Here is a 25,910-nt window from a genome sequence, read left to right on the forward strand (position 1 = left end):
CCTGTCTCTTGTGGGGCGGCATCATGCGCGCATGTCGCTACCCAGCCCAACGCCCAGCTTAGAACCCGCACTCGCGCCCTCCATGGTGGTCAATTGCGTTGCCTACCGTAACGACGGGAAGCGCATCGGCGACATCAGCCTCGACCACATCAGTGACGTGCTGAAGGAGCCCGATACCTTCGTATGGGTCGGCCTGCACGAGCCCGACGAAAAGCTGCTGTTGAAGCTGCAGGAAGAATTCGACCTGCATGATCTTGCGATCGAAGACGCGCAGCAGGCGCATCAACGCACCAAGATCGAAGCCTATGGCGACTCGCTTTTTATCGTCGTGCAGACCGCACAGCTGGTCGGTGGCCATATCGCCTTCGGCGAAACGCATATCTTCCTGGGGCCGCGTTATCTGGTGACCGTGCGCCACGGTGCCTCGCTCTCCTACGCGCCTGCACGACGCAGCTGCGAGCACTCACCCGAGTTGCTTGCGTTAGGGCCGAGCTACGGGCTCTACGGCGTGCTCGACTTCATCGTCGACAACCTGCTGCCGATCGTGCGCGACTTCCGCGAAGAGTTGCAGGATCTGGAAAAAGACATCTTTGCCGAAACGTTCAAACGGCAGACGGTGCGTCGTCTTTACGACATGCAGCGCGACCTGATGACGCTACGCCTCGCCGTCGCACCGCTGCAGGACATCATCAGCCAGCTTGTGCGTATGCATCCGCACCTGATTCAGGACGAGCTGCGCGCATATTTCCGCGATGTCTACGACCATGTTTTTCGCGTCAACGAATCGATCAGCGCCATGCGCGAAATGCTGGCAGCGGCAATCAACGTCAACCTGTCGCTGGTCACGTTCGGCCAGAACGAAGTGATGAAAAAGCTGGCCGGCTGGGCCGCCATGCTTGCCGCACCGACCTTGATCACCAGTTGGTATGGCATGAACTTCACCCACATGCCCGAGCTGGCTTCGCCCTGGGCCTATCCGATCATCATCAGCGTCGTCGTCTGTGTCGTAGGTGGCATTTTCCTTGGATTGAAGCGAAATAAGTGGCTTTGACCCCGGACAACGGGTCCATTCCAATAGGACCAGCAAGAGGGAAAGGCACTATTTGTAGCCATGCGCACTATCATGAACGCGAATAGGGCGCCCGGATCGGCGTAGATGCCGCGAGTCACAAAAGAGAAGTAACGGGCCAGACTGCCGCCAATTGTGGAGCGATGGATGAAAGTTCTTGTTTGCGGTGGCGCCGGGTATATCGGATCGCATTTGGTCCGGTTGCTAGCCGCTCAAGGATACGAAGTTGTCGTATTCGACAATCTGCTCACTGGGCACAAACTAGCCGTCGGAGCGTCGCCCTTGATCGAAGGCGACCTGCTCGACCCCTCCGCGTTGCGGGCCATCTTTGGAGTTCACCGGTTCGACGCAGTGGCACATTTATGCGCCCTGTCTGAAGTCGGCACATCCGTTATCGATCCATATCGCTACTATCAAAACAATGTAACGGGCACCTTGAATCTTCTAGCTGCCATGCGAGAGGCTGACGTCGGAAAGTTGGTCTTTTCGTCAACTGCTGCGGTGTACGGTCATACCGATGCCGAACGCATCGACGAGTCCCATGCAACCCACCCCATGAATCCATACGGCGCAAGCAAGCTCATGATAGAGCGTGTGCTTGCCGATGCAGCTAACGCTTATGGCTTGCGATCGATCGCGCTTCGCTATTTCAACGCTGCGGGAGCCGATCCATCTGGGCAGATTGGGGAATCCCATCATCCGGAAACCCACCTGATTCCCAATGTGCTTCGCGCAGCATTAGGCAACGGCGGAAAACTCAAGATTTTTGGCAACGACTACGCTACTCGCGATGGAACCTGCGTGCGCGACTACGTGCACGTAAACGATCTGGCTATCGCACATGCTCAAGCGATTGGTTATATGGCAACTCATGAAGGTGCCGAGATCTTCAACCTGGGCAATGGTTACGGATTCTCCGTAAACGAAGTCATTACTGCGGCCGTTCGCGTCACAGGAAAGGAAATCCCTTACGAGCTGGCACCGCGTCGTGCGGGCGACTCAACTACATTGGTGGCATCGAGCGCCAAAGCACGGGAGCAGTTGAACTGGCAGCCCGAGTTTATCGATATCGAAAGCATCATCGAAACAGCCTGGCGTTGGCATAGCAATCCCCGCTATTGATCAGCTTCACCGCACTTTAGCGCGCACCGAACAGCCGCACATACATGAAGGCGGCCACAGATCAGTGGCCGCCCATGAAAAGCCAGCGTCAATTCGCGCTATTGCCTGGCGCCGTCCACTTCTTCAACCACGCATTGACCGTCTCATGCCACTGCACACTGTTCTGCGGCTTGAGCACCCAATGGTTCTCATCCGGGAAGTGCAACAGCTGGCTCGGAATGCCGCGACGCTGTAAAGCCGTGAATGCCCCCAGCCCCTGCGTATCGGGGATGCGGAAGTCCTTGCCGCTATGCACGACCAACATCGGTACGCGCCAATCCTTCACATGATTGATCGGGTTGAACTTCTCGTAGTTCTCCGGATGCTCGAACTGCGTGCCGCCATTCTCCTTCTCTTCGAACCACAGCTCTTCGGTGTCGTAGTACATCGCACGCGCGTCGAATACGCCGTCATGGTCGACGAGGCACTTCCACGGCTCGTTCCATACACCGGCCATCCAGTAGACCATGTAGCCGCCATAGCTGGCTCCGAGCGCGCAGGCGCGGTCGCCATCGAGGAAGCTGTACTTGCCCAGTGCCGACTTCCAGCCCAGCTTCAAATCCTCAAGCGGCTTGCCACCCCAGTCGCCCGAGATGGATTCGGTAAACGCCTGACCGTAACCCGTCGAACCATGGAAGTTGATCGTTACCACCGCAAAACCCTGGCCCGCGTACGTCTGCGCGTTCCAGCGATAGCTCCAGCTATTGGTCATCGCGCCCTGCGGACCGCCGTGGATGATGAAGGCCACCGGATACTTCTTGCCACGCTTATAGTCGGCCGGCTTGACCACATAGCCCTGCACCGTCTCGTTGTTCCAACCCTTGAAGGTGAAGAATTCCGGATCGCCCATGCGCACATTCTTCAGGCGCTGTGCGTTGTAATGCGTGACCTGCTTGAGATCCTTGCCCGCAAGCGTGGCGGTGTAGAGATCGGCTGGGCGCTTCAGATCATCGCGCGACAGCAGCACGCGTGACTTACCCAACGAATAGGCCCCTACCGAACCGTCCGTGACCAGTTTGGTGACCTTGCCGGTCGCCGCGTCGATCGCAAACAACGGGTGCTGGCCATTGTCGTCAGTGGTGGCGTAAAGCGTCTTGCCGTCTTCGGAAATCTGCAGACTGCCGGCGGAGCGATCCCAGCTCGGATCGACTTCATGCTTCTGACCACTGGACAAGTCCAGCGCCATGATCGCAAAACGATCCGCTTCGGAACCCGGCTCCTTCATCGCCAGGTAGTAAAGCGTCTTGCCGTCCGGCGAAGCCACGGGGTTGGCATCCCAGGCGAGATTGTCGGCGGTGAGATTCTTCGGTGCTGCCGAGCCATCGGCCGGCACGCTGTATATGTCGAAGTTGGTCGACCAAGGCTCGCTGTTGCCGGCGATACGCGCGTCGAAATACACCGTCTGGCCATCGGGCGAGAACGAGAATTCGTCATCGCCACCGAACGGCTTGCTTGGCACATCGCCATCGATGCCGCGGCTCAGCAATACCGGCTGGGCGCTTTCACCACCATTGATATCGGCGATGTAGAGCTGCGAGCGACGACCGTCCTCCCAGGTATCCCAGTGGCGCACGAACAGCTTGTTGTAGACCGTCCCACTGGACTTGTCCGCGGCGCGGCCATCGAGGCGCTCCTTGGTGCAGGCCAGGTCGGCACAGTCGGTGTAGACCTCGTAGCTCAACAAGGCTTTCTTGCCATCCGGCGAGATCTTGTAGCCATCGACATCCAGCGCGACATGCGTCACCTGAGTGGCGCTATCGACGGCCTTGCCGTTGGCAAAACCTCGGCGCCAAAGCTGCGACACGCCATCCTTCGCCGCGGTGTAATAGAACGTGTCGCCCTGCGGCGACCAGCGCGGCGTCGAGGCCTTGTCGACCAGCTTGACCGGTTGACCGCCCTTGCCCAGATCGAGCAGATAGATCGCGGTAACCCCCTTGTTCGCGGCATAGTCGGTGGCCCGAACGGTATAGAGCGCATACCGGCCATCTGGCGACAGCTGCGGATCGCCGACGCGATCCATCATCACCAGATCTCGGATCCCGAACGGATGCGGCGTATGACTCTCGACCTCGGCCGCCACGGCAGAGGTGGACGCCAGCGCAAGCGCCAGCGCGACAAACAGGGGTTTCATGGATTCGGTTCCCTTTGGGTGCTGCGAAAGGTCATGACGGTAAGAGGCATGAGAGGTTCGTGCAAGCTTGCGATCTGTCTCAGCCCAGCACGGCCTCCCGATTTTTTGTAAGGAGCGACTTCAGGGAGGATTCTAAAAATCTCAATCTCATCGCCGCCCCATTGGCCGACCGTAGCTCGTCTATCGGTTTTACAGGTTTGTGGCCTGATCGGTAACCGCTTGCCAGCCGACGGCAAGGTTGGCCGCTAGCCAAGGACAAATAAGGGGAACTGCTCCGGCACGTGATCTACTGGGTTGGTTTCCACAGTCGCCGCGCAGCCCCCTGAGGGCGGTGGATGCATGGAATAAGCTAACCCAACGAATACCACAATGTGATGCAAGTCACAAAATCTTACGACGTTGCTACTTGAACCATCGAACCGACAGCGGTCGTCTGAGCTTGGTATAAAACCTGCCTCCGCTCCCCCTGACAAAATAGGGGGAGTCTGCCATGTCACGCCAGCGAACCGCCGCAGGCTTCACGCTTATCGAATTGATGATTGTAGTAGCGATCATCGCCGTACTAGCTGCGATTGCTATTCCGCAATATCAGACGTATGTGGCCAAGTCACAGGCGACCGCCGGTCTCGACGAGATCACTCCTGGTCGCACTGCCTATGAGACTTTGGTCAACCAGGGCACAGCCGACGGGGCTACCTATGCCAACGTCGGCAACCTTGGCCTCCAGACGGACACCCCTCGTTGCAGCATCTCGGCGAGTGTTCCGATCGCTGGCGAAGGCTATGTTCAATGCGTCCTCAAAGGCAGCACGGTCATCCAGGGACATCAGATCAAATGGAATCGAAATGTCAGCGGCCAATGGTCCTGTGCATCCGATCTCGACCCTAAATATATGCCGTCAAGCTGCAGTGCCGGTTAATTTCGTCGTCGCAAGGTGACCCGCAAGGTCAGGCTGTGACATTAATTGTCAGTACGATTGCGAAGTTTTCTTTACCTACGCGAACCGCTCCACAGTCCGGAAACAAAGAGGCGGCAAGCGCCTTGTCCTCTGACTGCCAACCTTTGCACAATCTCAAGTGTCTGCACCGTATGCAGGCACCTGCCATGGCAGTAGTGGCATATAACATGCTGCTACTGCCACGAGCTTCCTGGTCGTTCCTGACTACGTGAGTTGTGGGGGGCCGGATCCGCCTAGGGGGTACGGGACCGGGGCTCAGGGGGCATCACCAAAATCTTGGTTAGCTAACCAGAAAACAGAGGAATCACCATGAAGAACGCTCAAAAGGGTTTTACCCTGATCGAATTGATGATCGTCGTTGCAATCATCGCGATCTTGGCCGCTATCGCTATCCCGCAGTACCAGACCTACGTCATCCGCTCGCAGGTTAGCCGCGTGATGGGCGAAGCGGGCGACATGAAGGTTGTTGTCGAAGATTGCCTTAACAATGGCGCCACTGCTGGCACCGTCACCGCTACGCCGAATGCAACCGCAGCGAGCTGCGTGCTGACTGCCTCGTCTTCCGATCTCGTCACGGGTGGTCTGCCCACCGTAACGATCGGAACCGGCACCTCGACGATCGAAGCTGACTTCGGCAAGCACGCCAGCACGACCCTTGCGGGAAGCAAGCTGACTTGGACGCGTGACGGCAGCGGCTCGTGGACCTGCAAGACGACCGCTATTTCCAAGTATGCTCCGGTAAGCTGCCCGAACGGCTAATAGCATTCGTCCGAGCTGAACTCTATGTACTCAAAGGGCCGCGCTAGCGGCCCTTTGTTTTTACTTGCTCAATATTTGCTCAATCGAATCTGGTGCTATGCCGAGCCTGCTCAAACGTCTACCCCACTACCTTGCTATGCCATTGATGCTGGGTTTGATAGCGGCCGTCTTCTGGCCGGCTCTCTCTGGGGGATTTATTTTTGATGACTACCCGATCTTCGTCGAAAATCAGGCGATACATGTTAGCGGATGGCATTGGCTCGAGTGGCAGCGCGTCTGGAATTGGGCAAATATCAATATCCAGCGCCCATTGGCCATGCTCAGCTACGCATTTAACTATGCGCTAGGCAATGGAACGTTCGGCTTCAAGTTTACCAACCTCTGCATACACCTACTGAACGCTTTGTTGGTTCTGTTGTTAGTGCAGCGGCTATTGAAATTCATTTGGCTTGAGAAGGCACCGAAAGTCGGCACGACTGATCGCGGGATAGGATATTGGGCGATAGGTATCACTGCCGCATGGGCGACGCATCCGCTGCATGTTTCGACGGTGATGTATGTGGTCCAGCGCATGGAGCTGCTGGGCTTCACCTTTACGCTGCTAGCCCTGCTCACCTACTGGCATGCCCGCAAACAACAGATAGCAGGAGGCCTGGGTTGGCCCTGGCTACTACTGAGTTGCCTATTGACCATCTTAGGGTATGCGGCCAAAGAGACCGTCCTACTCGTGCCCTGCTACATGCTTCTGCTTGAACTCGTCGTGCTGCGCTTCGCCGCGTCGAAGCCGTGGATTGGGCAAACTTGGCGAGTACTTTTTGCGTCAGGCTCTGTTGTCGCTATACCCGTATTCATATTCTATCTCGTCCCTCACTACTCCAACTCCTATGCATTTGCAGGTCGCGACTATGACGCTTGGCAGCGTGAACTGACGCAGCTACGCGCGATACCGATGTATATCGGCTGGTCTCTGGCGCCGCTACCTAGTCACCTGATGTTTTATTACGACAACTACGCCCCATCCAAGGATTTACTGCACCCAGTAAGCACGCTACTCGGAGGCACGTTTCTTCTTGTGCTCACATTCTTCGCAATATGTGTGCGCCATCGCCGTCCACTGCTGGCTTTCGGGATAGGCTGGTTTTTTGTAGCCCATGCGTTAACCAGTGGCCCGCTACCACTAGAACTCGTATTTGAACACCGAAACTACCCCGCCTTACTAGGCTTATTGCTGGCATTCGCGGATCTGCTGTACTGGCTATCGCAACGCGCCAAGTCAAATGTTCCCGCGCTGATTGGACTCGCATTGATCGCAAATCTATGCTTTCTAACCACTTTGCGCTCACTAGTTTGGAGTAGCCCGTTCCAATTGGCGATAACACTTACTGACTATAATCCAGGATCGCTACGTGCCGCCATGGATCTCGCCCGGCGATTTATGGCGATGTCCGGAGGAAACACAGATTCGCCACTTTATTCCTTGTGCATCAAAGAGCTTGAGCGCGCAACGAAGTTACCGATGGATTCGCCTTTACCGGAAGAGGCGTTGCTTCTCATTGCAGCCGAACATACCGACATGCCCACTAAACCCCTGTGGGATAGCTTTGAGCAGAAATTACAAAATCGCCCCATGGTTCCAGATACCTATCAGGTACTGCATACCCTGATGAACTATCGAGTCAATGGAACGACAACGATCGATGCGCAACGTCTCGCCCGGCTATACGCCATTGCGGCGGCGCGAAATCCGAATCGACAATCGCTACAAGTTGATTACGCCGAACTCGCCGGTGCAGCACTTCGTGACCCAGATTTGGCCATCGCTCACTGGAGTATCGCCCTGAAGCTCGATAGCAACATCGTGGATTATAGTCCGCGGCTTGCAAGCTACCTTGTAGAGCAGAAGCGCTACAAAGAAGCCATGGGCGTCATCGAGAAGACATTCGAGTTGTCTCCCCGCGCAGAAGGCAGTCCAGCCTTACTAGCCCTGAAAGAAACGGCGAGCCACGGACTCCAACAAGAAGCGCCCTCTCCGGCGAAGACCACCGCTGCCCAGTGAGCCAATCGACGTTAGACGTGTGCACTTGAACGATCAGATCAACCACGACCATCTTTTTCCATGTGAATGCAGGGGATCGCGATGAAACGCCAACAGCAAGGCTTTACTTTGATCGAACTGATGATCGTAGTCGCCATCATTGCCATTCTGGCGGCGATCGCGATTCCGGCCTATGAGACCTATGTGATTCGCTCGCAGGTGACCAGAGCAGTAGCCGAAGCCAGCCAAGGGAAAACGGTGATCGAGGATTGCATCACCAGCGGCAAAGTTCAGCTTGGAACCAGCAGGGGACAATGCGACCCCAGCATACTGACCGGGTCGGACCTGCTCCAGGATGCTCCGCAAGGAGGTAACCAGATTCCGGCAGGCACCGGTGTACCGCAGATCCAGTTACCGCAAAGCGCCACCGGCAACGGTACGATTCAGGCGCATCTGGGCAATCACGCATCTGCAAAGATCAAAGGTGTGGAGATCACCATGACCCGTGATCCGGAGGGCAACTGGACGTGCAAAATCGATAGCTCGCTAAATCCAAAATACGCCCCTTCCAACTGCCCATCGGAAAACTAAGGCATATAAATCATTAGCTTATAATGACATACCGCTAGATGCCGCCAGTCGGAATTTACGCTTTCGTCATGCATCATTGCTCACATTGAAAGCCATGTTCGCGACGGAGGTTCACAGATGCGTATCCATCGAGGCATATCCCTGGTCAGGACCCTGGTGGCGTTAGCTGTTCTCGTCGTTATCGCGGTTATCGCCATGCCTCTATGGCAGGGACATGTGATCAAAGAGCACCTCGGCGAAGCCCTCAAGGCTGGAGATGCGGCCAAGCTGGTGGTCATGGAGGCTGCGACGGTAAGGGGCGGCCTCGCGAACATAAGGCAGCAGGATCTGCTCTATAGCCCGTCCTCGACTGGCTCTCCCTATGCCGCCAACGTCCAGGTTGCCGAGAGCGGCCGCATAACCATCGTTACGAAAGATACCGGTGCCTCGCCCGCCCCTACATTCCTGCTCACTCCTATCGAAGCGGCATCTCCAAAAGGCGGGCAATCGCTTTCCTGGAGCTGCGATATCGTGGCTGGTGATACTCAAAGAATGCCAGATAGCTGCACACGCCCGGACAACCTCCCCGCGGCAAGTGCTGTACCTGTACCCACATCATCGACACAGCCTCCCCCCGCCGGTTCTCGATAAGCCGGGCGGCGGCACGTATCGATTGCGGGATGCATCGCGGTTAAGCTCGTACATCGCTCAACCGGTCTAACCTACAACGTGACGTTTGAATCTCTGCTGCCGCGAAACGGCTGGCGTTTATTGGCGCTCGCCCTGGTCGCATCCATCCTTGTCTACTGGCCAGGTCTGTATGGCGGCTGGCTGTTCGACGACTATCCCAATATCGTCGACAACCATGGCGTACAGCCCCATGACGCCAGCCTGCCCTCGCTTGTCGGCGCAGCCCTCTCCTCGCCCGCCAGCGACCTCAAACGCCCCCTCGCGTCGCTCAGTTTCGCTGCGAACTATCTCATTGGCGGCCTCGATCCGTTTCAAATGAAGCTGACCAACCTGGTGCTTCATCTCTTGAACGGCCTGATGGTGTTCATGCTTGTCCGCACCTTGTTCCGCGCTGACCCGCGAGGTTCAACCCAATCTCCCGGTTGGCTGGCGGCCTGGGTTGCTGCGAGTTGGCTATTGCTCCCCATTAACCTGACCGCCGTTTTATATGTCGTGCAGCGCATGGAGAGCATGGCCAATCTGTTTGTCCTGATGGGCCTGTTTGGCTACCTGTTCGGCCGGCTTAAAATGCGTGCGGAGCCAGGCAACAGACTTGCACCATGTCTTTGCATAGTCAGTCTCATGGCGTGCACCGCTCTGGGCGTTCTAGCCAAGGAAACCGCCGTCCTGCTTCCGCTCTACGCCTTATTGATCGAATGGATCATGTTTGGCTTTCGCACGTCCCCAGGCATCAGGGATAAACGCATCGTATCGCTGTTTCTGGTGCTACTGGTCTTGCCGCTACTTGCCGGGCTGTATTGGCTGATTCCCGGCCTGCTACGTCCAGAAGCCTGGGCAACGCGCGACTTCACCATGAGTACCCGGTTGCTCACCGAAGCGCGAATCCTGCTCGACTACGTGGCCTGGACCGTTATTCCGTTACCACACTCCCTATCGTTCTATCACGACGACTATATCGTCTCGACAAATCTGCTCTCTCCCTGGACCACGCTACCGAGCCTTGTAACTCTCATCGGCATGCTCATAGGCGTGTTTTATCTACGATCGCGACGCCCGCTGATCGCATTGGGGCTTGCCCTGTTTCTTGGCTGCCACGTATTGACCGGAACCATTCTGCCGCTTGAGCTGGTCTACGAGCATCGCAACTACTTCGCCAGCATGGGACTGCTGATTGCCCTTGCGTCATGGTTAGCACCGAAAGCGACGCCAGACCTTGCCACCAACACTTCATTGCGACTTCTCCCGGGCAGCCGCTGGCTAGTGCTGTCTGGATTACTTGCATGGTGGTTGATACAAACCGCTATCAGCGCATATGCCTGGGGCGATCCATTGCGGCTCGCCAAAGCGCTCGCCGAGCGCGGACCGGAGTCACCGCGTGCCCAATATGAATTGGGCCGCACCTATATCATTTACTCCAACTACAACGTGGACTCCCCATACACTCAACTGGCGTACGCGCCGTTGGAGCGGGCTGCGGCGTTACCTAAATCATCGATCCTCCCACAGCAAGCCCTGATCTTCATGAACTCGCGTATGCGCGAACCTCTAAAAGACACGTGGTGGGACTCCATGACCGCAAAGCTCGCTGCCCAACGACCAGGCGTCCAGGATGAAAGTTCTCTCGCCGCGCTGACCCAATGCGCTCGGGATCAGGATTGTGAACTCCCTAAGCCACGCATGATCGCGGCGTTCAATGCTGCGTTATCACATCGCGATCCCAGCGCCAGGCTTCTGTCGACCTATGGCGACTACGCCTGGAACGTACTTGGCGATCACTCACTCGGAGAGGAAATGACGGCAGAAGCCGTACGCGCCGCTCCCAATGAAGCTGCGTATCGCATCACGCTCGTGCGCATGCTGGTCGCAGAGGGGCGCTTGACCGAGGCATTGCAATGCTTCAACCAACTCGAAACGATGAATCTGGGCGGCCACCTGGATTCATCGCTTGAGCAACTCAGAAACCTCATCGCTCGGTCCAAGCTTCAATGACACAGACCCCGAGCTTTGCACGAAATGCCTTATCGCTCTATGCGATACAGGGACTGCAATATCTATCCCCGCTACTCGTACTACCCATACTTACACGCAGGCTGGGCTCGCATGAATTCGGCAACCTGGCGTACTGGCAGTCGTTAGTCGGCACACTGAGTCTGATCATCGAATACGGCTTCAACTACAGTGCCGTGAGGGCCATAAGCGCTGCCGAGCAACAACCAGATACCTTGGGCAGGATCTATCGGTCGACCCTCCTTGCCCGCCTGACACTCCTTTTACCAGCTTCGGCGCTGTTGTTTGGCATTCCGTATTGGGTCGTTTCCATGCGTGATCCAGTCATGCCATGGCTGGGCCTATTGATGCTACTGGGAGTTGCCCTTTCTCCCGCCTGGTACCTGACCGGGCTGAAGCGTAATTCACCATTGGCGTATGCCAGCGCAATCGCTATGGGCGTTATCGTGCTCTTGACCTGGCTGACGGTGCACGGCCCACAGGCCTTGCATATCGCAGCAGCGATTCAGTTCCTGGCGCCTCTACTGACGGCGTTGGTAGCGCTGGGCATGGTCCGTCGCTACGCGCCCGTACCCAGTGGAAAAATCGACCGAAAGGAAGTGTGGGCAGCGCTACGCGTGGGCGCCCCACTTTTCTTCACCAGTGCCGCAGCAGGCATTTACTCAACACTCAACCCATTCCTCCTCGGACTGGTGGCCTCATCGGCACACGTAGCCTACTTTTCTTTGGGGGAACGACTCGCGCGAGCGGCTCGCGGAGCACTATCGCCGCTCATGGCCGCCCTGTTTCCATACTCAGTGACGCATGGCGCCTACGCAGAAAAACATCCGTGGGTTACCCGTACCTCGCGCCTGGTGCTGCTTACCTCGGCCGTGATATCGATCACATTATGTGTATGCGCACCCTGGCTGGTCCCCGGACTGTTTGGCCCGATGTACTCGGCGGGCATCACCGTCACCCAGATATTGTCCGCCAGCATAGCCATAGTGACCGCAGGCAACCTTTTTGGCGTCCAACAACTGATTGCCAAGGGTAAAGACCGCCCGGTCCTGTATGTAACAATAGCCGCCGCACCAGTCCATGTGGTCAGCTTCCTTTGGGCCGGAAAGACGTTTGGCGCGAACGGCGCCGCGGCGGCATACACCTTGACCGAGGCGGCAGTTACCCTGGCTTTTTATTTCATCGCATCGACTGAAAAAAGCAAACATGAAACTTAAACTGATAAGTCGCATATATGCCAATATTGCGCGGCATACCGCGCATCGCATAGCTACAGACATGGATCTGGCGTTCCAGGTTGAAGCACGCGACAGCAGCGCAGGGTACGCTCGCGAATATATGTCCGACGCGCTTCGCTTTCGCGACAGGGATAGCCTGTTGCTCGACGCAGTAAGGCGCAGTGAAGCGATTGGAGGCTGTATCTGCGAATTCGGCGTCTATTCGGGTGGTTCACTTCGCCTTATTGCAGATGCGGCGCCCGGCCGAGCCATCCATGGATTTGATTCGTTTGAAGGCCTTCCGGAAGATTGGCGCGAAGGTTTCGGCAAGGGCACGTTCAACACGCCCGTACCGAAATTTTCGCAACGCAATGTGCAACTTCACAAAGGCTGGTTCGACCAGACACTGCCAGCGTTCCTGAGCGCGTTGAAGGAACCGATCGGACTCCTCCACGTCGACTGTGATCTATATACGTCGACACAGTGCGTACTGTCCCTGACTGCTCCCTATCTTGCGGATGGCGCGATTTTGGTATTCGACGAATATTTCAACTATCCGGGCTGGCAAAAGCACGAACATCTTGCGTTAACGGAAGCTAATCAATCGGGCCTGCTTAACACGTCCTACCTGGCCTACAACAGCCAGGGAGAGCAAGTCATGGCTGTTTCAAGAAAGTCCTGAGAAGCGACATGGGGAGCAACCTGTTCTCGAGGCTGATCACGAGCTACCGTAAACGCGGCGTGCATGGCGTGCTCGGCCATGCCATGCTCGACATGAGCGTATCATTCAACAGATGGCTGGCTCGCGTCAGGGATCATCGCGGTCAATTTCAGATTTCTGCAGCGCCCAAAGAATCGCGCGTATTGATAGTTATTCTTGCAGGCTACAAACCTGCGATCTGGCCGCTGACCCTGCGCAGGATAAGGTCCTTCGCCCCATCCGATGCCGACATTTGTGTGGTCACGGCTGGCAAGCACGTCACCTCGCTAGCCACACTCTGCCAGCAGTTCGGCTGGAGCTACGCGAGCACCACCCTGAACAAAACCGGCCTGGCGCTCAACAAGGTTATTTCAGCGCATCCATCCGCAGAATGGGTCTTCAAGATAGATGAAGACATCTTTGTGTCGGAGAGTTTTTTTGAGGATCTCCAGGCCGGCTATCTAAAAATAGCCCAGCAAGGCACCTACAACCCAGGATTTTGTTCACCAACGCTCAACGTTAACGGCATCAGCTACCTCACCTTTGTAGAGCGGCTCGGCCTGAGATCGGGCTATCACGACGCCTTCCAGGAAGAAAGGGCCGCTTGCAGCGGGGTACATGCGCACTATGACCCGCAAGCCGCATTGTGGCTGTGGCGCCACAGCCTGCCGTTTGACAAGACTGCGAAGATGTTCTCAGAAAACACCGCAGCTGTCGGCACCAACGCACATCTGATTGGAACGCGATTCAGCATTGGAGCCATTCTTTTACGACGCGATTTCCTGGACCAGATTGGCGGTTTTCGCTCAACCTGGCGACAGGGAATACTAGGCGTAGATGAATCCGAACTTTGCTATGCGTGTATCGAAAGTTCGAGACCCATGTTCTATCTAGATAATGTGCTTGCTGGGCATTTCTCTTTTTATCCACAGGAGCGTGCCATGATCGAGGCACTTCCCGAGCTTGCCGCCGCGGATCCGGCAACATTTTCCGCAGCGGGTGACACACCATGAATCGATCAGTTCACGCCGTCGTCGTCACTTACAACCGTCGCGGCTTACTGGAACGCTGCCTTCAGGCACTTGCGACTCAAAGCGAGCGCCCGGATAAAATCTGGGTCATCGACAACGCGTCCACTGACGATACCGGCGCGTTCATGCCGCAGTTCGCGGAACAGCATGCTGGATTAATCGAATATAGACGGCTACCGATCAACGTGGGCGGTGCCGGCGGCTTCGCCGAAGGGCTGAAAATCGCCTGTGAACATGGCTGCGACTGGGCTTGGCTGATGGACGACGATGCCATGCCTTTTCCCGACGCTCTCGATGAACTCATGCGCGTCGCCGAAGAACACACGCACATCTATGGCTCGCTAGCCGTGCGTGGCGAAGATACGTCCTGGCCTACCACTCTGCTATCGCCTGAGTCGCGCGTCGCCAATCTGCGCTCAGAAGTTCCCGCAAAGGCGCAGGTCATGTCATTGCCCTTTTTAGGCTTTCTGATTCACCGCGACCTCGTCGCGCGGATCGGCCTACCAGACGCAGGCTACTTCATAGCTGCCGATGACGTCGAATATTGCCTCCGCGCGGAACGCGCCGGCGCGAACATCTTCATCGCGGGAAAAAGCCTGATCGATCATCCCAAATCAGATCGGTACCTTGCCCACATCCCGGGGCGGGACCTCGTCTGTCTGCGCCTGCCACCGTGGAAAAGGTACTACGACACCCGCAACAGATTGCTTATTGCGCGGAAATACTACGGTGCGCGATTGTTCACTCAAACCATACCCGGCTCATTCATGCGCCTCTTCGCCTGCCTTGGTCATGAAAAAAATCGAGGGCGCCAGACGTGGGCCTTTCTTGCGGGCTTTATTGACGGGCTCCGGGGTCGAAAGGGCAATCGACATCGCAACTGGGGCATAGGTCAATAACGTGACCCATATTGAACTCATACTGATATGAAAACTTCATCCAACTTCGACTACCTGGTCGTGGGTGCCGGATTTGCAGGCAGTGTCATAGCACGCGAACTCGCCGACGCTGGGCGCAAGGTACTGCTTATCGACAAGCGGCCGCATATCGGCGGCAACGCCTATGATGAATATGACGAGCACGGCATTCTTGTGCATCGTTACGGCCCGCATATCTTTCATACCAATGGCGAGAGAATCTTCGAGTACCTTTCGCGCTTCACGGAATGGCGCCCGTACGAACATCGAGTCCGCAGTATCGTCGACGGCGAGTCCTACCCATTCCCCATCAACCGCGACACGCTTAACAGGCTGTATCATATCGACCTCGACGAGGTCGGAGCAGAGGCATTCTTCGAAAAAGTTCGAGAGCCGCGCGACACGATTGCGACCAGCGAGGATGTCGTCCTTAACTCCGTCGGCCGCGATTTGTACGAGAAGTTCTTCTTGCACTATACGCGTAAGCAATGGGGGTTAGATCCTTCACAACTCAAAGCCGGTGTAGCGGCGCGGATTCCCGTACGTACCAATACCGACGACCGATACTTCACGGACACCTTTCAGGCCATGCCCGCTCATGGCTACACGAAGATGTTCGAAGCCATGCTCGATCATGAAAATATCACGATTGAGTTAGGAGTCGATTTCGACTCCATAAAAGGCAATCAACCGGCCGCGCATATTGTTTACACCGGCCCGATAGACGCTTATTTCTCATTTTGCTACGGGCATCTGCCCTATCGATCGCTTCGGTTCGAACACGAGCACCTTCCCGACACTCCTCAGTTTCAGGAAACAGGAACGGTGAACTATCCGAACGACCATGCCTACACTCGCATTACCGAGTTCAAGCATCTAACCGGGCAAGAACGCTCCGGAACATCCATCGTGCGCGAATATCCGCAAGACGACGGCGACCCTTATTACCCCATTCCGCGCACGGAAAACGAAGCACTATTCAAACGATACGAAGAGCTTGCCAAGCAGGAAGCAAACACGACGTTCGTCGGTCGCCTTGCGCAATATCGTTACTACAACATGGACCAAGTAGTCGGCGCCGCATTGACCGCTGCAAAGCGACTGTTGGGCTGATACTCGTGCGAATCGCCTTTCTATGTAAACGCCGGTACATGGGCAAGGACGTCATCGATGACCGCTACGCACGACTGTACGAGTACCCGTATCAACTGGCACGGCTTGGCCATCACGTTCACGGGTACTGCCTTGGCTACCAAGGCCAGGCAGAAACCCAGGTTGAACATTCCGCGGCGCCCGGCACGCTGCGATGGGAGGCATACCCATTTTCGCCAAGGCATCCCCTGCGGTCGCTGCTATATCCACGCCAGTTGTTGCACAGCCTTCGAAATCTTGAGCCTGACTTATTGATCGGCGCGTCGGATATTCCGCAGGTTGGTTTGACAGCTTGGTTGTCGCGGAAACTCGGAGTGCCTTATGCAGTCGACTTGTACGATAACTTTGAGAGCTTCGGACAAGCACGCTTTCCAGGCATGAAGACTTGGCTGCGTCGCGCCACACGTGGAGCGGGCATTGTCACGACAACGAGCGAACCACTACGTGAGCTGGTTGTCGATACTTATCGTGCTCGCGGAAAGGTTATCGCGATGCCCAGCACGGTAGACCTGTCCTTGTTTCGAGTTCGCGACAAGCTGGAAAGTCGGCGAAGCTTGGGATTGCCGGAGGATGCCTTTCTGATCGGAACGGCTGGAGGTTTACACCTGGACAAGGGTCTAGACGCTCTTTATACGGCCTGGCCCATCCTTGCCGCCAGCCACCCGGCATTGCATCTTGTCCTTGCTGGCCCTTACAAAGATGGCGCAGCTCCACCGAAAGGCCCGCGTGTTCACTATCTCGGACAACTCGCGCATGCCCGCACAGCAGAACTTTTTTCGGCCCTCGATCTGGGCGTTGTGTACATGCGCGACACGCTATTTGGTCGCTACTGCTTCCCGCAAAAGGCCTACGAGATGATTGCCTGCGGGCTCCCTTTGGTATCGGCATCTGTTGGCGCGATGAAGGCGCTACTCCATAGCAATCCAGACAGCCTTTATCGGGCAGACGATGTTGCCGATCTCGTCCGCGCCGTGAATGCACAGTGCGCCTTGCCTCAAAAGGTCGACACAAATATCGACGATTGGGCGACCATCATCAAACGCCTTGAGCCGGAATTGATCGCCTTGGCGGCATCACGAAACTGATGACAATTCTGGCTAGCGAAAACTTAAGTGCCAACACCTGATTTGCAAACACCCGCCAACAAACCGCTGTAGCGAGCAGCAACGACATCCCAGTCCAACTGGTCGAGCATTTTTGCGCGAACGCTTTGCACCCATGCCTGCGCCTCATCCGGATTGTCCAGTACCTGAATGATGGCATCAGCCAACTGGCGAATATTTCTTGGATCTACGCAATAGAGCGAGTCTTCAGCACCTAATAGATCGGCAATACCCGCGACTCGTCCGACCACCACGGGACACCCGCATGCAATAGCCTCCATCAACACGACTGGCAACCCCTCCTGATTTCCGCTTGTATCACGAACGAACGGCGCCACCAGGACGGCCGCACGCCGATATAGCTCTGGCAAGTCCTGCTGTATCACTGGGCCAAGAAAAGCTACCTTTTCGGTCAAACCGCGTTCGGCAACCTTCTGCCGAATGGCCCCGTCCTCCGGCCCAAAACCGGCAATGGTAAGGCGACAATGAGGCCGCTCGCGTATGACCAGTGCTAACGCGTCGATCAAATACACCAGACCTTTTTTCGGAACCAAGCGTCCAACAAAGAGCAGCTCGTCAGGCATCCGGGGCTGCTCCAACGCCGGGGTGAATCTCTCTTTGATATCCACGCCCATGGGTATGACCTGGACTGACTCGGCAGACAATCCCAGTCGCTCGATCTCTTCAAGCATAGCCCCACTGACAACCGTTACCGCCGCCGCGTCGGTTGCCACCGCGCGCTTGAGCTTGGCCAACCATCGGCCACGCAATCCAAATAGATCGCCGCCATGCGAAGTCACTACAAATGGAATACCGAGCGAACTCCGCAATCGGCTAGCGACAACGCCCTGAGGGATCAGCCAGTGTGCATGAAGGATATCAATGCCCTGCTTTCTCGCAATTCTTCTGGCACGAAGGTATTGCATCAGGACGAAGGTCGGTACAAGCAGGTACTTCCATTTCGAACGACGCAGGTTGGCAGCAATGCCGCCGCCATAAACCAGCGTCTCAAGAAATCTCGGTGCGTAGCGGTATCTAACAACCTCAATACCATCCATGTTCTCCTCACTCGCGGCTCCATCGACATGCGAGGTCAACACCGTCACGGAGAAATCCCGAAGCATTCGGCGGCACAACTCATGAATGAAGCCAGGCTCGTGGTCCCCGCGCCACCGAGGATAGGTGGACGCCAGTACCAACAGCCTGGGTTTCGCATGCGGCATGCCCGCAACCGGCTCGTTATGCTCGAGATTCGTCAAGGGCGATATCCGCGCAGTTGGCACGTATCAGTCGTTCCGGCGGTAAGTCAACGAGGTAATCTGCTCGGAAACCAAACCGATCAGGAAAACGATAACAGCCGCACTCCACATGAGCGTACTCATATTGGTGAGCCGCCCTTCGCGAATGAAGGTCACCGCATAATTGATACAGCCCAGAATAAAAAAAAGCACGCTGGCTGGGACAAACAGTTTCAGCGGCGAGTACAACGTCGCGATCTTGAAAATGATCAACAAGAAACGTATGCCATCGCGTATGGGCTTGATATGACTCTTACCGACACGCTGCGCCGCCTTGATAGGAACATACGCCACCGGGTAGGCGCTGCGAAAGAACGCCATGGTGCTTGTGGTCGGATAGGAAAATCCATTCGGGAGCAGATAAAGGAACTCACGAAACTTGGCGGCTCTTACTGCACGAAATCCTGAAGTCAGGTCCGCTATGCGGTGTCCCGTCATTCGGGTAGCCAACCAGTTGTAAACCGTATTTGCGATGCCGCGACCGACCCCAGCCTGACTCTCCCAGTCGCGTGCGCCTACGACCATGTCGTAGCCCCGATCGAGCATCTCCAACAATCGCGCAATATCGTCCGGATCATGCTGCCCATCGCCATCCATAAACACGAGAACATCGCCGCTGGCCGCACGCGCACCGCGCTTGATTGCCGCGCCGTTACCCATGGAGTAAGGCGACGACAGGCAAAGAACATCATTGGCTTGGCAGATGGCAGGCGTATCGTCGGTGGAACCATCATCCACCACGATGATTTCGGCGCCCGCTTGTATGCCTCGAAGGCGAGGCAATAGCTCTTTCAGTGCCGGCCCCTCATTCTTGGCGGGCAAAATGATGCTTAAGCGATTCAAGACAGCTCCCCACATGTTGGCGATGCATCATAACTCGGGAGCCGGACGACAGCAGTTCCCGGCCCCGCACCCGCGGAAACGCGGATGCGGGTATTCAGAACGTTGAGCTAACCGGCGACGATGCCCCTTACGGCGTCGATGACGCGCAACGCGTCGCCATCGGTCAACGCCGGCGATAGCGGCAAGCTAACGGTGCGACGCCCGATGCGCTGCGCCACCGGCCATTGCTCCGGCTGCCACCCCAGAGTTTGCTGGTAATAGGGATGCTCGGGAATCGACAGGTAATGCACGCCGGTACCGATACGCAGGCGATTCATCGCCTCGAGAAAGCCGTCGCGATCGATCCCCGACTCGGCCTCGTCGAGCATGATCGTATAAAGATGGTACCCGTGTCGGATATCTGCTTCTGGCGCGGCTGGCAACCCGATCGGCAAATCAGCGAAGGCGGCGTCATAGCGGGCCCATAAATCCTTGCGACGCTTCCAATTGGCCTCGACCCGCGCCAGTTGATGGATCCCGATCGCTGCCTGCAAATCCATCATGTTGTACTTGAAACCGCACTCCACCACTTGATAGTGCTTGTAGCCCTTGTCGCTGAAGCGGTGCCAGGCGTCGCGACTCATGCCATGCAGGGCGAGCATGCGGGCCCGGGCGATATGCTCCTCGTCGCGGCCGACAATCATGCCGCCTTCGCCGGTGACGACGTTCTTGGTGGCATAGAAGCTATAACAGCCAAAATCGCCAAAGGTGCCGACCGCCTGGCCCTGGAACTCGCTCTCGACAGCATGTGCGCAATCTTCGATGACGACTAGGTCGTGCTTGCGGGCAATCGCCATGATGCGGTCCATCGCACATGGCCGCCCTGCAAAATGCACCGGCAGGATGGCTCGCGTACGTGGCGTGATCGCCGCCTCGATCGCCTCTGGGTCGATGTTCTGGGTGATCGGATCGACGTCGGCCAGTACCGGCTTCAGCCCCGCATGCAGGATCGCGTTCACCGTGGCGCAGAAGGTCAGCGGCGTGGTGATGACCTCGCTGCCCGGCTCCAGGCTGGCCGCGACCATGCTCACATGCAAGGCGGCGGTACAGGAGTTTACGGCCGCGACCTGGGCGGGGGCCACGCCGCGCCAGGCAGCGAAATCCTGCTCGAAACGCGCCACCCGAGGACCGGTTCCCAGCCAACCTGAACGAAGAACGGCCTCGACCTCGGCGATCTCCTCCTCGCCGATCAGGGGCGCACCAAAGACCAGGAAGGGGGCTAGAGAGGCTTCGGACATGGGAACTTCATGCAAAGACCGCCGTTCTATCCGAAAGCCGGGGCCTCGTCCATGCCGGGCCCGTCCCTGGGAGGGCAAAAATCTACGACCGGGCATCGCCGATGTGCGCTCAATCACTGTCAGGGACACCGCTTCGAGCAATAGATGACCCGCCGCCTCAACTACTGTAAATTCCTCTCCAATCAGGGGGCTGGACCAAACTCATGTCATCGCAATTGCAACCATCGTTGGCTGGCCTCTCGGGCATGGCTCGGCGGCTGGTCTCGGAAGGCGTCCTGCCTGAGGCCGACGTGCGCAAGGCAATGGCGGACTCCACCCAGCAAAAGGCCAGCCTGGCCGCATGGCTACTCGATAAAGGCCTGGTCGACAGCGCCAAGCTGACCCAAGTGGCGTCTGCCGAATTCGGCATGCCGATGATGGACGTCTCGGCGTTGAACCCCGCCACCATGCCGCACAACATGATCAGCGAGGCGCTGATCAACAAGCATCAGGCGCTGCCATTGTTCAAGCGTGGCAAGCGCTTGTTCGTCGGTATCGCCGACCCTATGCAGTCGCATGCACTGGACGAAATCAAGTTCAACTCCAATTGCATGGTCGAGCCGATTCTGGTCGAGCGTGGCCAGTTGATCCGGGTCATTGAGAACCTGCTCAACACGATGAGTAACGCCGTTCCCGATATGGGCGGCGGTGATCTGGACGAGCTGGCGCTGGAGGGCGGCGACGAAGATGCCGAGCAGACCGGTATCGACGCCAACGCTAACGACGACGCGCCGGTGGTGAAGTTCGTCAACAAGATCCTGGTGGACGCCATCCGCCGCGGCGCCTCGGATATCCACTTCGAACCCTTCGAGACGCAGTACCGTGTGCGCCTGCGCATGGACGGCATGCTGCGCGCCGTGGCCAGCCCGCCGATGAAACTGGCGGCACGTATCTCCTCGCGCCTGAAGGTGATGTCCGGCCTGGACATTGCCGAGCGCCGCGTGCCGCAAGACGGCCGCATAAAGTTGAACCTGTCCAAGAGCCGTGCGGTCGACTTCCGTGTCAGCACGTTGCCGACACTGTTTGGCGAAAAGATCGTGTTGCGTATTCTGGACGGCTCCTCGGCCAAGCTGGGTATCGACAAACTCGGTTACGACCAGGCTCAGAAAGACCTATACGTCGACGCCATCCACAAGCCCTATGGCATGGTGCTAGTCACCGGCCCGACCGGCTCGGGCAAGACGGTGTCGTTGTACACGGCGCTCAATATCCTGAACACGGCCGAGCGCAATATCTCCACCGTCGAAGACCCGGTCGAAATCCGCGTCGAAGGCATCAATCAGGTCCAGCAGAACGTCAAGCGCGGCATGACCTTCGCTGCCGCACTGCGCTCGTTCCTGCGCCAGGATCCGGATGTGATCATGGTCGGCGAAATTCGCGACCTGGAAACTGCCGAGATTGCCATCAAGGCGGCGCAGACGGGCCATATGGTCCTGTCCACCCTGCATACCAACGATGCCCCGCAGACCATCGCGCGTCTGATGAACATGGGTATCGCACCCTATAACATCACTTCGTCAGTCACCCTGGTCATTGCCCAGCGCCTGGCTCGCCGCCTGCATGACTGCAAGAAAGAGATGGACATCTCGCCGCAGCTGCTGCTCGCCGCGGGTTTCAGCCAGGCCGATATCGACGCTGGCCTGAAGGTGTATGAGGCGGTCGGCTGCGATGCCTGCAACGAGGGTTATAAAGGCCGCGTGGGTATCTATCAGGTCATGCCGATGCTCGAAGACATCCAGAAAATCATCCTGCAAGGCGGCAACGCCCTGCTGATTGCGGAGGCCTCGCGCAAAGCCGGGGTGAACGACCTGCGTGCCTCGGCCCTGGAGAAGGTAAAACAAGGGGTTACCAGTCTTGCCGAGATCGATCGCGTTACCAAGGACTGATCCGACCGGCGATTTTGCGATGCCCGTAACGCTTAACTTGCGTTCGGCACCACGGATTGACCGGTAGAAATGACATAAGCTCTGAAAAATCGTGCCCGTAGGATGGGAATTTCGGGCCGGAACGAATCATCGGGGGAATCAAGCGCATGGCGACGGCTACCGCAACCGCAAACAAGGCACGCTCAGTTGGCGCCCAACGAGCCGCAGTAAGTGCGCTAACCACTTACGAGTGGGTCGCGCTGGACAAGCGCGGCAAGCGCATGAAGGGCGACATGCCCGCCAAGAACGCCTCGCTGGTCAAGGCGGAGCTACGGCGTCAGGGCATGAACCCTCAGACAGTGCGCGAGCGGCCCAAACCTTTATTTGGTTCCACGGGTAGCACGGTCAAGCCGCGCGATGTGGCGATTTTCAGCCGCCAGATCGCCACCATGATGGCCTCGGGCGTGCCGATGGTGCAGTCCTTCGACATCATTGCCGATGGTCAGAAGAACATTCGCTTCAAAAACATCCTCACCGACGTCAAACAGGGCATCGAGGGCGGTCAGGCGCTGCACGAAGCGCTGGCGCGGTATCCGGTTCAGTTCGACGAGCTATATCGCAACCTGGTGCATGCAGGCGAATCGGCAGGTGTGCTTGATACGGTGCTCGATACTGTCGCGACCTATAAAGAGCGCATGGAAGGAATCAAGGCAAAGATCAAGAAAGCCTTGTTCTATCCTGTCATGGTGCTGGCGGTCGCGTTGTTGGTCTGCGTCATCATGCTCCTCTTCGTGGTACCGGTGTTCGAGCAGACCTTCAAAGATGCCGGTGCCGAATTGCCTGTACCCACCCTGGTTGTGGTTGCGGCATCTAAGTTCATGCAGTCCTACTGGTGGGCTTTATTGATAGGCATCATAGGAAGCATTGCGGCACTCATTTTTGCCAAGAAGCGCTCAGTCAAGTTTGCGCACTTTCTTGATCGCCTCTCACTAAAGATTCCGGTTATCGGCAATATCTTGCGCCAATCGGCCATTGCCCGCTTCGCGCGCACACTGGGCGTAACGTTCCGCGCCGGTGTCCCCTTAGTCGAAGCCCTGGAAGCAGTCGCTGGCGCCACTGGCAGCATCGTCTACGGCGAAGCCATCCTGCAGATGCGCGATGACATAGCCGTCGGCCACCAGCTGCAATTGTCGATGCGTCAGACCGGCCTGTTCCCGAACATGGTGGTACAGATGACGGCCATCGGTGAGGAATCGGGCGCCCTGGACAATATGCTGTTCAAAGTGGCCGAGTTCTACGAGGAAGAGGTCAACAACGCTGTCGACACGCTGTCCACCCTGCTCGAACCGATGATCATGGTCATCCTCGGTGGCTTGGTCGGCGGCATGGTGATCGCGCTGTACCTGCCCATCTTCAAAATCGCCGGCACCGTGTAAGCTTGCTGCGTGAAGCCCCTCTCCCGTCGGGAGGGGGGCTTTGTCTTATCTACGTTTCGGAAACGCCCGTATGCCCGAGCTCGACCTTTGGATCTGGATCGTCATCGCTGCCGTCTTCGGCTTGCTGGTGGGCAGTTTTCTCAATGTGGTGATCCTGCGGCTGCCGGCGCGCATCGATGCGATGTGGCGCAATGAGGCACGCGAGATCCTGGAGCTACCGGCCGACGAAAGCCCACTGCCGCCTGGCATCGTGGTGGAGTCGTCGCACTGCCCGCACTGCAAGCACAAGCTGGCGATTCGCGACAATATTCCGTTGTTCGGCTGGCTGTTCCTGGGCGGTCGCTGCCGGTACTGCAAGGCACCCATTTCGATCCAGTACCCGCTGGTGGAACTGCTGACGGGGGTGCTGAGCGCGCTGATCGTGTGGAAGCTCGGCGTTAGCTGGGCCACCCTGGCTGGGCTCGCTTTTACCTGGCTGCTGATCGCCCTCTCCGGCATCGATTTCCGTACCCAGTTGCTACCCGATTCGTTGAACTACCCGCTGCTGTGGCTGGGCTTGTTGCTCAGCCTGTGGACGATGTTCACTACGCCGAACCTGTCGATCATTGGCGCCGTCGTCGGCTACCTCAGCCTTTGGAGCGTGTACTGGCTGTTCAAGCTGCTGACCGGCAAGGAAGGCATGGGCTATGGCGACTTCAAGCTGCTGGCCGCGATGGGCGCCTGGATGGGGCCATCCGCCCTGCTCCCGATCATCCTGCTGTCTTCGCTGATCGGCGCCTTGTTCGGCGTAGTACTGATCGCAACCCGCAAGCTCGGGCGCGAGGTGCCGATGCCGTTTGGGCCGTTTATCGCAGCAGCCGGGTGGGTCTGGTTTATGGCGGGCGATACACTGCTGCAGGCCTATTTGAACCTTAGCGGCATGCGATGAGCTCTGCGCAACACCCCTACGTCATCGCGCTGACCGGTGGCATTGCCTCCGGCAAGAGCGCGGTGACGCGATGCTTTGAGTCCCTGGGTGTTGCGGTGTATGACGCCGATATCGCTGCGCGCGAGGTCGTTGCGCCGGGAAGCGAGGGGCTGCAGGCGATCGTGTCCGCGTTCGGGCCTGAGGCCTTGGATGCCGAAGGCAGGCTGGACCGCGCCGCCATGCGCCGTCGGGTCTTTGCGGATGATCGAGCCAGGCTGACTCTTGAGAGCATCACCCATCCGCGCGTACGTCAGTGGCTGCGTGAGCACGCGTTGGCCGATCGCGACCCTTATTGCCTGCTGGCCATTCCGCTGCTGGCGGAGAATATCGATCACTATCGCTGGGTCGATCGTGTGCTGGTCGTTGATGCGCCGGACGATGTGCGGCTAGGTCGGCTGATGCAGCGCGACCGTATCGATGCCGAGCTGGCGCAGCGCATGCTGGATCGACAGGCGAGTCGGGAGCAGCGGCTGGCGATTGCTGATGATGTGATTGATAACAGCGGGGATGAGGCTGCGCTCGGGCCGGCTGTTGCGCGGTTGCATGAGAAGTATCTGGGGCTTGCTCTGATTGAGAAGCAGGCTCGTCGCGACTGAAACGCGCCTCTAAAAACCCTTCCTACTCGTCATCCCGGCCTGCGCCGGGATGACGATAGGACAAACTGAGGTTGTTCAAGGCTCCCCTC

Annotated in this window: 22 protein-coding genes; 18 read left to right on the plus strand and 4 right to left on the minus strand. The window is 57.4% G+C overall.

Annotation, left to right across the window (positions count from 1 at the left end):
- The first annotated feature begins 82 nt into the window (after nt 1-82).
- Nucleotides 83-1,051 (plus strand): magnesium and cobalt transport protein CorA, encoded by a 969-nt coding sequence (locus tag ACZ6WW_RS02065; protein WP_465272749.1) that lies wholly within the window; start codon nt 83-85, stop codon nt 1,049-1,051.
- Between the two features lie 165 nt (nt 1,052-1,216).
- On the plus strand, nt 1,217-2,191 hold the full coding sequence (gene galE, locus ACZ6WW_RS02070; protein WP_465272750.1) for a UDP-glucose 4-epimerase GalE: 975 nt from the start codon (nt 1,217-1,219) through the stop codon (nt 2,189-2,191).
- 88 nt (nt 2,192-2,279) lie between these two features.
- Here galE and ACZ6WW_RS02075 read toward each other — a convergent pair whose 3' ends face one another.
- Nucleotides 2,280-4,361, minus strand: a complete 2,082-nt coding sequence (locus tag ACZ6WW_RS02075) for a S9 family peptidase (protein ID WP_465272751.1) — start codon at nt 4,359-4,361, stop codon at nt 2,280-2,282.
- A 490-nt stretch (nt 4,362-4,851) separates the two neighbouring features.
- On the opposite strand from ACZ6WW_RS02075, the gene ACZ6WW_RS02080 reads away from it, so the two are divergent.
- From ACZ6WW_RS02080 to ACZ6WW_RS02135, 12 genes are all read left to right on the plus strand, one after another.
- On the plus strand, nt 4,852-5,280 hold the full coding sequence (locus ACZ6WW_RS02080; RefSeq protein ID WP_465272752.1) for a pilin: 429 nt from the start codon (nt 4,852-4,854) through the stop codon (nt 5,278-5,280).
- 348 nt (nt 5,281-5,628) lie between these two features.
- The gene (locus tag ACZ6WW_RS02085; protein ID WP_465272753.1) at nt 5,629-6,078 is read left to right on the plus strand and encodes a pilin; all 450 of its coding nucleotides are present in this window, start codon (nt 5,629-5,631) and stop codon (nt 6,076-6,078) included.
- A gap of 97 nt (nt 6,079-6,175) precedes the next feature.
- Nucleotides 6,176-8,134, plus strand: coding sequence for a tetratricopeptide repeat protein (locus tag ACZ6WW_RS02090; RefSeq protein ID WP_465272754.1), 1,959 nt, complete (start codon nt 6,176-6,178; stop codon nt 8,132-8,134).
- Between the two features lie 81 nt (nt 8,135-8,215).
- Complete coding sequence (locus tag ACZ6WW_RS02095) at nt 8,216-8,704, plus strand: pilin (protein WP_465272755.1); 489 nt, start codon at nt 8,216-8,218, stop codon at nt 8,702-8,704.
- 117 nt (nt 8,705-8,821) lie between these two features.
- A complete protein-coding gene (locus ACZ6WW_RS02100; RefSeq protein ID WP_465272756.1) occupies nt 8,822-9,334 on the plus strand; it encodes a pilin in 513 nt (170 codons plus the stop codon).
- A 78-nt stretch (nt 9,335-9,412) separates the two neighbouring features.
- A complete protein-coding gene (locus ACZ6WW_RS02105; protein WP_465272757.1) occupies nt 9,413-11,362 on the plus strand; it encodes a hypothetical protein in 1,950 nt (649 codons plus the stop codon).
- Nucleotides 11,359-12,597 carry an oligosaccharide flippase family protein gene (locus tag ACZ6WW_RS02110; protein WP_465272758.1) on the plus strand — a complete coding sequence of 413 codons (1,239 nt, stop codon included), beginning with the start codon at nt 11,359-11,361 and terminating at the stop codon, nt 12,595-12,597. The genes ACZ6WW_RS02105 and ACZ6WW_RS02110 overlap by 4 nt, the downstream gene beginning before the upstream one ends.
- Nucleotides 12,587-13,279, plus strand: a complete 693-nt coding sequence (locus ACZ6WW_RS02115) for a class I SAM-dependent methyltransferase (RefSeq protein ID WP_465272759.1) — start codon at nt 12,587-12,589, stop codon at nt 13,277-13,279. The genes ACZ6WW_RS02110 and ACZ6WW_RS02115 overlap by 11 nt, the downstream gene beginning before the upstream one ends.
- Before the next feature lie 8 nt (nt 13,280-13,287).
- Nucleotides 13,288-14,310 (plus strand): hypothetical protein, encoded by a 1,023-nt coding sequence (locus ACZ6WW_RS02120; protein WP_465272760.1) that lies wholly within the window; start codon nt 13,288-13,290, stop codon nt 14,308-14,310.
- Nucleotides 14,307-15,227 (plus strand): glycosyltransferase family 2 protein, encoded by a 921-nt coding sequence (locus tag ACZ6WW_RS02125; protein ID WP_465272761.1) that lies wholly within the window; start codon nt 14,307-14,309, stop codon nt 15,225-15,227. The genes ACZ6WW_RS02120 and ACZ6WW_RS02125 overlap by 4 nt, the downstream gene beginning before the upstream one ends.
- Before the next feature lie 27 nt (nt 15,228-15,254).
- Nucleotides 15,255-16,358: a UDP-galactopyranose mutase gene (gene glf, locus ACZ6WW_RS02130; RefSeq protein WP_465272762.1), complete on the plus strand. Its 1,104-nt coding sequence runs from the start codon at nt 15,255-15,257 to the stop codon at nt 16,356-16,358.
- A gap of 38 nt (nt 16,359-16,396) precedes the next feature.
- The gene (locus ACZ6WW_RS02135; RefSeq protein ID WP_465272763.1) at nt 16,397-17,482 is read left to right on the plus strand and encodes a glycosyltransferase family 4 protein; all 1,086 of its coding nucleotides are present in this window, start codon (nt 16,397-16,399) and stop codon (nt 17,480-17,482) included.
- Nucleotides 17,483-17,505: 23 nt separating this feature from the next.
- Here ACZ6WW_RS02135 and ACZ6WW_RS02140 read toward each other — a convergent pair whose 3' ends face one another.
- From ACZ6WW_RS02140 to ACZ6WW_RS02150, 3 genes are all read right to left on the minus strand, one after another.
- A complete protein-coding gene (locus ACZ6WW_RS02140; protein WP_465272764.1) occupies nt 17,506-18,759 on the minus strand; it encodes a glycosyltransferase in 1,254 nt (417 codons plus the stop codon).
- 27 nt (nt 18,760-18,786) lie between these two features.
- Nucleotides 18,787-19,641 carry a glycosyltransferase family 2 protein gene (locus tag ACZ6WW_RS02145; RefSeq protein ID WP_465272765.1) on the minus strand — a complete coding sequence of 285 codons (855 nt, stop codon included), beginning with the start codon at nt 19,639-19,641 and terminating at the stop codon, nt 18,787-18,789.
- 107 nt (nt 19,642-19,748) lie between these two features.
- Entirely contained in the window at nt 19,749-20,918 is a 1,170-nt protein-coding gene (locus ACZ6WW_RS02150) for a DegT/DnrJ/EryC1/StrS family aminotransferase (protein WP_465272766.1), read from the minus strand.
- Nucleotides 20,919-21,121: 203 nt separating this feature from the next.
- On the opposite strand from ACZ6WW_RS02150, the gene pilB reads away from it, so the two are divergent.
- From pilB to coaE, 4 genes are all read left to right on the plus strand, one after another.
- Complete coding sequence (pilB, locus tag ACZ6WW_RS02155; protein ID WP_465272767.1) at nt 21,122-22,843, plus strand: type IV-A pilus assembly ATPase PilB; 1,722 nt, start codon at nt 21,122-21,124, stop codon at nt 22,841-22,843.
- Between the two features lie 146 nt (nt 22,844-22,989).
- On the plus strand, nt 22,990-24,258 hold the full coding sequence (locus tag ACZ6WW_RS02160) for a type II secretion system F family protein (RefSeq protein ID WP_465272768.1): 1,269 nt from the start codon (nt 22,990-22,992) through the stop codon (nt 24,256-24,258).
- A gap of 70 nt (nt 24,259-24,328) precedes the next feature.
- Complete coding sequence (locus ACZ6WW_RS02165; RefSeq protein ID WP_465272769.1) at nt 24,329-25,186, plus strand: prepilin peptidase; 858 nt, start codon at nt 24,329-24,331, stop codon at nt 25,184-25,186.
- Entirely contained in the window at nt 25,183-25,821 is a 639-nt protein-coding gene (gene coaE / locus ACZ6WW_RS02170) for a dephospho-CoA kinase (RefSeq protein WP_465272770.1), read from the plus strand. Before ACZ6WW_RS02165 ends, coaE begins: the two co-directional genes overlap by 4 nt.
- Nucleotides 25,822-25,910: the final 89 nt, after the last annotated feature.

The sequence above is a fragment of the Dyella sp. NPDC103356 genome (genome assembly GCF_055584465.1).

Bases quoted from the DNA above. Each gene is read 5' to 3' on its own strand.
- ACZ6WW_RS02080 (WP_465272752.1), top strand. From the start codon at position 4,852: ATGTCACGCCAGCGAACCGCCGCAGGCTTCACGCTTATCGAATTGATG.
- ACZ6WW_RS02165 (WP_465272769.1), top strand. From the start codon at position 24,329: ATGCCCGAGCTCGACCTTTGGATCTGGATCGTCATCGCTGCCGTCTTC.
- ACZ6WW_RS02150 (WP_465272766.1), bottom strand. From the start codon at position 20,918: ATGTCCGAAGCCTCTCTAGCCCCCTTCCTGGTCTTTGGTGCGCCCCTG.
- ACZ6WW_RS02090 (WP_465272754.1), top strand. From the start codon at position 6,176: ATGCCGAGCCTGCTCAAACGTCTACCCCACTACCTTGCTATGCCATTG.
- coaE (WP_465272770.1), top strand. From the start codon at position 25,183: ATGAGCTCTGCGCAACACCCCTACGTCATCGCGCTGACCGGTGGCATT.
- ACZ6WW_RS02135 (WP_465272763.1), top strand. From the start codon at position 16,397: ATGGGCAAGGACGTCATCGATGACCGCTACGCACGACTGTACGAGTAC.
- ACZ6WW_RS02085 (WP_465272753.1), top strand. From the start codon at position 5,629: ATGAAGAACGCTCAAAAGGGTTTTACCCTGATCGAATTGATGATCGTC.
- ACZ6WW_RS02120 (WP_465272760.1), top strand. From the start codon at position 13,288: ATGGGGAGCAACCTGTTCTCGAGGCTGATCACGAGCTACCGTAAACGC.
- ACZ6WW_RS02065 (WP_465272749.1), top strand. From the start codon at position 83: ATGGTGGTCAATTGCGTTGCCTACCGTAACGACGGGAAGCGCATCGGC.
- ACZ6WW_RS02095 (WP_465272755.1), top strand. From the start codon at position 8,216: ATGAAACGCCAACAGCAAGGCTTTACTTTGATCGAACTGATGATCGTA.
- ACZ6WW_RS02100 (WP_465272756.1), top strand. From the start codon at position 8,822: ATGCGTATCCATCGAGGCATATCCCTGGTCAGGACCCTGGTGGCGTTA.
- pilB (WP_465272767.1), top strand. From the start codon at position 21,122: ATGTCATCGCAATTGCAACCATCGTTGGCTGGCCTCTCGGGCATGGCT.
- ACZ6WW_RS02160 (WP_465272768.1), top strand. From the start codon at position 22,990: ATGGCGACGGCTACCGCAACCGCAAACAAGGCACGCTCAGTTGGCGCC.
- ACZ6WW_RS02110 (WP_465272758.1), top strand. From the start codon at position 11,359: ATGACACAGACCCCGAGCTTTGCACGAAATGCCTTATCGCTCTATGCG.
- ACZ6WW_RS02115 (WP_465272759.1), top strand. From the start codon at position 12,587: ATGAAACTTAAACTGATAAGTCGCATATATGCCAATATTGCGCGGCAT.
- glf (WP_465272762.1), top strand. From the start codon at position 15,255: ATGAAAACTTCATCCAACTTCGACTACCTGGTCGTGGGTGCCGGATTT.
- galE (WP_465272750.1), top strand. From the start codon at position 1,217: ATGAAAGTTCTTGTTTGCGGTGGCGCCGGGTATATCGGATCGCATTTG.
- ACZ6WW_RS02075 (WP_465272751.1), bottom strand. From the start codon at position 4,361: ATGAAACCCCTGTTTGTCGCGCTGGCGCTTGCGCTGGCGTCCACCTCT.
- ACZ6WW_RS02125 (WP_465272761.1), top strand. From the start codon at position 14,307: ATGAATCGATCAGTTCACGCCGTCGTCGTCACTTACAACCGTCGCGGC.